The organism is Gordonia sp. (in: high G+C Gram-positive bacteria), from assembly GCF_049299075.1.
Lineage (GTDB): Bacteria > Actinomycetota > Actinomycetes > Mycobacteriales > Mycobacteriaceae > Gordonia.
In genome coordinates, this window is sequence record NZ_JBAQWU010000398.1 from 1 (window position 1) to 6,379 (window position 6,379).

Sequence of the window (6,379 nt, forward strand, 5' to 3'; positions counted from 1 at the left end):
GGCTTCTCCAGTTCACTGATGATGTCGGTGACCGTCGGTACCCCGAAGCGGTCGTCGGCGAATACCGCCGGGGTGAGGGCGCGCAAGGTTCGGGTGTCACCGATCAACTCACCCAGGGCCATCCCGGTCGTGTCCAGAATCCGCCGTACCACCGGATATGCCTCCGGGTGTACGCCCGAGGCATCCAGCGGATCGTCACCGTCGACGATGCGCAGAAAGCCCGCGCACTGCTCGAATGCCTTGGGACCCAGGCGCGGAACATCGAGCAGACCGGCGCGACTGCGGAATGCGCCGACACCGTCGCGATGGGCGACAATCGCCGCAGCCAGGGTCGGCGTCACCCCGGACACGCGCGCCAGCAGCGGGACCGAGGCAGTATTCAGATCGACGCCGACCGCATTCACCGCATCCTCGACCACAACGTCCAGGCTGGTGGCCAGGGTGCTCGGCGTGATGTCGTGCTGGTACTGGCCCACCCCGATCGACTTCGGATCGATTTTGACCAGCTCGGCCAGCGGGTCCTGCAGACGCCGGGCGATCGACACCGCGCCGCGCAGCGAGACATCCAGATCGGGGAGCTCGGTGCTGGCATACTCCGATGCCGAGTAGACCGAGGCGCCCGCCTCGCTGACGACGGCTTTAGTCGGCGCCCGCTGGCCGGCGTTGCGGAGGTCGCCGATCAGTTCGGCGGTCAGCGCGTCGGTTTCCCGGGAGGCCGTGCCGTTGCCGATGGCGACGAGCTCGACGTCGTGCGTGGCGATCAGCCCAGCCAGCGTCACCTTGCTCTGCTCCCATTTGTTGGCCGGCTGGTGCGGATATACCGCGCAGGTGTCGAGCACCTTACCCGTGCCGTCGACGACGGCGACCTTGACACCGGTCCGCAGGCCCGGGTCCAAACCGAGGGTCGGGCGGGTGCCGGCTGGGGCCGCCAGCAACAGGTCCTTGAGGTTGGTGGCGAACACACCGACGGCCTGCTCCTCCGCGCGGTGTCGCAGCTTCAGTCGTGCGTCGATGGTTGCCGATATCATCAGCTTGGTTCGCCACGCCCAGCGGGCCGTGGTAGCGAGCCAGGCTGTGGCTGGCGCCGCCGCCGCGCGGTCAATCCCCAGCGTGGCAGCCACCATGGCGATGTAGTCTTCGTCGTCACCCCCGTCGAAGGCCAGCGACAGCACGCCCTCCTTTTCGCCGCGCAGCACCGCCAGCACCCGGTGACTCGGCATTGATTCCAGCGCTTCGCTAAACGAGAAGTAGTCGCGGAACTTCTGTCCGGCCGGAGTCGCGCCAACCTGCTCGGACTTGACCTCGGCACCCAACTGACCTGCGGCCCAGAACTTGGTGCGCACCGCGCCCACCAATTCGGCATCCTCACCAGCGCGCTCGATCAGGATGTGGCGGGCGCCGTCGAGGGCCGCCGCCGCGTCGGCAACGTCGTCGTTCAGGTAGGCCGCTGCGGCCGCCTCCGGCACCAGCGATGGATTGCCGAGCAGTGCGTCGGCCAGTGGCGCCAGCCCGGCTTCACGGGCGATCTGGGCTTTGGTGCGCCGCTTCTTCTTGTACGGGAGGTAGATGTCCTCGACACGGGCTTTGGTGTCGGCCTCGAGCAGCGCGGCACGCAGGGCGTCGGTCAGCTTCCCTTGCTCGTCGATCGCGTCGATCACCGCAGCGCGGCGCTCGTCGAGCTCCCGGAGATAGGTGAGCCGCTCGTCGAGGCGACGCAGCTGGACGTCGTCGAGGCTTCCGGTGACCTCCTTGCGGTACCGCGCGATGAACGGCACTGTCGCGCCGTCGTCGAGCAGCTTCACCGCCGCGGCCACCTGTCGTTCGGCGACGCCGAGATCCTCGGCGATCCGGGCGATCACCGAGGATTTCGGCGTCCGTCGGGGAGAATTCTGATCGTTAGCAGACACCCGCGCTAGGCTACCAGGGTCGTCGGAGCCGGTTACAGTGAGCCATGCCCGACACTCCCGACAGGGTACTGCCCGCCGAGCGGGATCTGTCCCGGCGCACCGCCATCGCCGGCACGCTGGCCCGGTCCCTGGAGATCACCGGCCGCGGGCTGCGTCTGCTGATCTTCTCGCTCGCCACGCTGGCCGCGCTGATCGGCCTCCTCGCGATGGTGGTGGGTGTGCTGTCCTGGCAACACGCCGACCAGTGGCGGATCCCGTTCGGCGTGGTCATCGTGATGCTGCTGTGTCTGCCCGCGGTCACGTTGCCCTTCCTTGTGCATCGCAGGCTCGCACCGATCACCCGCGCCATCGAGCATCCCGATGCGCTGGCCCGCCAGGCACTCGACTACGTCGGCGACGTCCGTTCCGGCACCGAACTCACCGACCTCGCGGCCATCGCCACACGCGGGCCCAGCAGAGTGTGGCGGATCGGCAGCCTGCTCGACGCGACGAAGCTCGTCTTCGCGTTCACCTCCCGGGTGACCCCGGACTCCGACCGGCAGCCGCTGCTGGCCGCCTTCATGCCCGTCTACCTGAAGACGCTGTGGCTGGTGCTACTGGTGACGCTCTGGTCACTCGCGGTGGCCGTCCTCGTCCTGGTTGGCTCGTTGATCTCGGTGCTCGCCGGATGGACGCCGACGAGTTAGCCTCGCTCATCGGTGTTGACCGGCTCGTCGATCAAGCGGTCCGCTGCGCCCGCTGTGGGCACGCCTGGCGCAGCGGCCCGCCGCCGGGCCAGCAGGACGACCACGCCGATTGTGGCTAGTTGCAGCACGCCTCCACCCACCAATGGTGCCCGCGGCCCCATGAGTTCGGCGAGCCAACCCAGCAGTGGGGCGCCGATCGGGGTACCGCCCATGAGGACGGTCAGGTACAGCGCCATCACTCGACCGCGGACCTGCGGCTCGACGCTCGTCTGAATGAACATGTTGGCGGCGGTCAGCGCCAACAAAATGGCAAGTCCGATGACCGGCAGCAGGGCCGCGTACCAGAGGTAGTTCGGCGCCAGCCCAGAGGCGACGATGGCGGCACCGACAAAAACCGCCGCAGTCACGACGAACCGCAGTCGCGGGGCAGCACTGCGGCGCGCGGCAATCAGCGCGCCGAGCAGCGATCCCACACCCATCAGAGAGCCGAGCAAACCGTAGGCCTGCGCGCCCATCTTGAACTCGCCTTGCACCATCAGCGCATTGGTCATCTGGAAGTTCATTCCGAAGGTGCCCAACGCGAACGCGACCCCCAAGGCCGTCATCAGGTCTGCCCGCGCGAAGACGTACCGAAAGCCCTCACGCAACTGCCCCCTGGCCCGCGGCAGTGGCGTCGTGCGGCAGAGGGCGCCGGTGTCGAGGAGCGCCAGGGCCACCAGGAAGGCCAGGTAGCTCGCGGCGTTGGCGAGGATGGCCCAGCCCGTCCCGGCCGAGGCCATGATCAGGCCAGCCACGCCGGGGCCGATCAGCCGGGCGGCGTTGAATGACGAACTGTTGAGTCCGATCGCGTTGGTCAGCCGATCAGGCCCGACAATCTCCGAGACGAAAGCCTGCCGGGCCGGCGCGTCTAGCGCGGTACCGATACCGAAAATGACGGCGAAGAGATAGACATGCCATGTGCTCGCCACCCCGGTCACCGCCAGCACTCCGAGACCCAGCGCCGAGCAGGCCATCCAGCTCTGCGTCACCATCAGCAGCATGCGTTTATCGAAGCGATCGGCCGCGAGCCCACCGAGGGGACCCAGGACCAGCGCGGGCAGAAACTGCAGTGCGGTGGTGACGCCGAGGGCCATCGCCGATCCGCCAGACAGCTGAAGTACCAGCCAGTCCTGGGCGACGCGCTGAATCCAGGTGCCGATGTTGGAGACCAGCGCGCCACTGACGTAGGTGCGGAAGTTGGGCACCGCCAGCGCCGCGAAGGTGAGACCGATACCGATCCGCCGTGGCACGGCCGGGCGGCCGCTCAGATCAGCGGCGGCGGTGGGTCTCCGTCGCCGAAGGGCCTACCACCAAGAGCCTCCCGCCCGTGCGGAGTGGTCCAATTCGCCAGATCGGGCCCCGTCGGCACAATGCCGGACGGGTTGATGTCGCGGTGCACCTCGTAGTAGTGCCTTTTGATGTGGTCGAAGTTGGTGGAGTCGCCGAATCCGGGCGTCTGGTACAGGTCGCGGGCGTACCCCCAGAGCACCGGCATCTCCGACAGCTTCGCCCGGTTGCATTTGAAGTGTCCGTGGTAGACAGGGTCAAAACGCGCCAGGGTGGTGTACAGCCGAATGTCGGCCTCGGTAATGGTGTCGCCGACCAGGTACCGCTGGGCGGTCAGCCGATCGCTCAGCCAGTCCAGTCGGGCGAACAGCTGATCGTAGGCGGCGTCGTAGTCCGCCTGCGAACCGGCGAAGCCACACCGGTAGACCCCGTTGTTGACATCCCGGTAGACGAGCGCGTTGACCTCGTCGATCTCCGCGCGCCACTCTTCTGGGTACAGAATCGGCGCACCCGACCGGTGATAGTCCACCCATTCGAGCTCGAAGTCGAGGGTGATCTGCGGAAAGTTGTTGGTGACGACGGCGCCGCTGCGTTCGTCGACGATCGCCGGGACCGTGATGCCCTTCTCATACCCTGGTATGCGCGCGAAATAGGCGTCCTGCAGGCGCGGAATCTTAAGCACCGGATCGATGCCACCGGGGTCCAGATCGAAGGTCCACGACCGACGGTCGTGCGTGGGGCCGCAGATTCCCATGGAGATGACGCGGTCCAGCCCGAGCAGCCGCCGCACAATAATCGCGCGGTTCGCCCACGGACACGCATAGGAAGCGACAAGTCGGTAGCGTCCCGGCTCCACCGGGTACCCGTCGGCGCCGTCCCGGGTGATGCGCGTCTCGATATAGCGGGTGTCCCGCTCGTAGGGTTGATCGGCGAGCACGTACGTACCCTGTTCGCCACTCTCGGCTGCGTTTTCCTCATCCGCCATGGCTCCAGCCTGCCGGATGCGACCGCTAATCGGTGCTGTTCGGTGCGTTCGGTTCCGGCCGCGCTAGCGCTTCGACAGCTTCGGCGGCGACCTCGGCGATGGCGTTCTCGAAGTTGCCTGCGACGTCGGCGATGGCCTCGGCCTCCGCATTCAGATCGCCGTCCAGGGCCCGAGAGAGCTCGGTAGCCACGTCGATGTAGCGCGCCTTGCGCACCTCAGGCTTGTCGATCTCCTCGGCGACCGTCTTGGCGATCACCCGGCGGATCTCGGCATCCACCTGGGCCAGGTTGCGGATGATCTCGCCGCGCATATTCCGCGAGTTGACGTCAACGACGACATCGCGCGGCGCCGGCGGGTCAACCTCGATGCGCAGTTCCAGCGGCTTTGCGCAGCGCACAGTGAGCGGCAGGGTGATCAGACCCTCGACGTCGTAGTGGATGCGGTCGAGTTTGAGGTCGATCAGCAGACCGATAGCCAGCGGAAGTTTGACGGTGAAGGTGATCAGTTCACCGACGTGCCGTTCAATACGCGGCTCGGCGATGCGGACATCGGCGACCACCTTCACCACACCACCGGGTCCGGCGGGAAGTGGACCCACCTGGAATTCTTCGCCCGCGATTGCCGAGAATGCCGCGCCGATGCGACTCTCGGTCACCGCCACTTCGAAGAAGTTGCGACCGAACTCTTCGTACGACACATATTCAGGCACCGATACATCCTGACTTATTGACGGGTGATTGACGAAACTTCCTGAAAAACGGTGCGGCCGAACTACGCTCCGTTCACGGTCACTTGCGGACCGATGCGTCCCGAACGCGCGGCGGGCATGCCGCACCGGGCAGGGCGAGTCGTTCGAAATGCCACCATTCGTTTTCGAACGGGCGGCACAGGCCATAGCGCCCACCGTTTCGCTGCAGCCACGCCGCACCGCTGCGCGGACCGACGTCGATCGCCGCCCCGGTCACGTGGGTGGATTCGCCGGGCGGGAGCACCCAGCGGCGGGCCGCACCGGGGCTACCGTAGGTGACTAACCCCTGCCGCCAGAGCACGGCCTGTTCGGCGCGGCTCCGTTTGCCGGAGTTGATGTACATGGGTACCCCAGCCGCGCGCGCATCCCGCGACGCCAGCGTGTACGCGATGGCCAGATCCAGTTGGAGTCCGTCGGTGCCCGGCGCAAGTAACGGACCGGCGGCCGTGGTCGGCGCCGCCACGGCCACCGGGGCCAGCATCGTGGCGGCGATGGCCAGCAGCCCGAGCACTGCTGCCAGGAAGGTCGTTCTCATACCGGCCCATTCTGCCAGCGGGAGCGGTACCCCGATAGCCTCTTGGGCGTGACCACCATCCTGGAACTCGATTCGGTGGACTTCGTCCGTCACGGGCGCGCCATCCTGTCCGACGTGTCGTTCGCGGTCCGGTCCGGTGAGCACTGGGCACTGATCGGCCCCAACGGTGCAGGCAAGAGCACCATTCTGAGT

The 6,379-nt window shown here is 67.0% G+C and carries 7 protein-coding genes; 2 read left to right on the forward strand and 5 right to left on the reverse strand.

The window, feature by feature from the left end:
• Window positions 1-1,907 (reverse strand): Tex-like N-terminal domain-containing protein (locus tag WAW85_RS12710; RefSeq protein WP_422559971.1); only part of this gene is annotated, 1,907 nt, incomplete at its 3' end.
• 44 nt (window positions 1,908-1,951) lie between these two features.
• On the opposite strand from WAW85_RS12710, the gene WAW85_RS12715 reads away from it, so the two are divergent.
• Entirely contained in the window at window positions 1,952-2,593 is a 642-nt protein-coding gene (locus WAW85_RS12715) for a hypothetical protein (RefSeq protein ID WP_422559972.1), read from the forward strand.
• On the opposite strand, the gene WAW85_RS12720 is transcribed toward WAW85_RS12715, so the two are convergent.
• From WAW85_RS12720 to WAW85_RS12735, 4 genes are all read right to left on the reverse strand, one after another.
• Complete coding sequence (locus WAW85_RS12720; RefSeq protein ID WP_422559973.1) at window positions 2,590-3,882, reverse strand: MFS transporter; 1,293 nt, start codon at window positions 3,880-3,882, stop codon at window positions 2,590-2,592. The two genes, WAW85_RS12715 and WAW85_RS12720, sit on opposite strands and share 4 nt — an antisense overlap.
• 14 nt (window positions 3,883-3,896) lie before the next feature.
• On the reverse strand, window positions 3,897-4,904 hold the full coding sequence (locus WAW85_RS12725; RefSeq protein WP_422559974.1) for a glutathione S-transferase family protein: 1,008 nt from the start codon (window positions 4,902-4,904) through the stop codon (window positions 3,897-3,899).
• A gap of 25 nt (window positions 4,905-4,929) precedes the next feature.
• Window positions 4,930-5,613 carry a hypothetical protein gene (locus WAW85_RS12730; RefSeq protein ID WP_422559975.1) on the reverse strand — a complete coding sequence of 228 codons (684 nt, stop codon included), beginning with the start codon at window positions 5,611-5,613 and terminating at the stop codon, window positions 4,930-4,932.
• A gap of 79 nt (window positions 5,614-5,692) precedes the next feature.
• Window positions 5,693-6,187: a M15 family metallopeptidase gene (locus WAW85_RS12735; RefSeq protein ID WP_422559976.1), complete on the reverse strand. Its 495-nt coding sequence runs from the start codon at window positions 6,185-6,187 to the stop codon at window positions 5,693-5,695.
• 48 nt (window positions 6,188-6,235) lie between these two features.
• On the opposite strand from WAW85_RS12735, the gene WAW85_RS12740 reads away from it, so the two are divergent.
• Window positions 6,236-6,379 (forward strand): ATP-binding cassette domain-containing protein (locus WAW85_RS12740; RefSeq protein WP_422559977.1); only part of this gene is annotated, 144 nt, incomplete at its 3' end.

What these genes read in the sequence shown, in the direction of transcription:
- WAW85_RS12735 (WP_422559976.1), bottom strand. Translation starts at nt 6,187, where the DNA reads ATGAGAACGACCTTCCTGGCAGCAGTGCTCGGGCTGCTGGCCATCGCC.
- WAW85_RS12715 (WP_422559972.1), top strand. Translation starts at nt 1,952, where the DNA reads ATGCCCGACACTCCCGACAGGGTACTGCCCGCCGAGCGGGATCTGTCC.
- WAW85_RS12725 (WP_422559974.1), bottom strand. Translation starts at nt 4,904, where the DNA reads ATGGCGGATGAGGAAAACGCAGCCGAGAGTGGCGAACAGGGTACGTAC.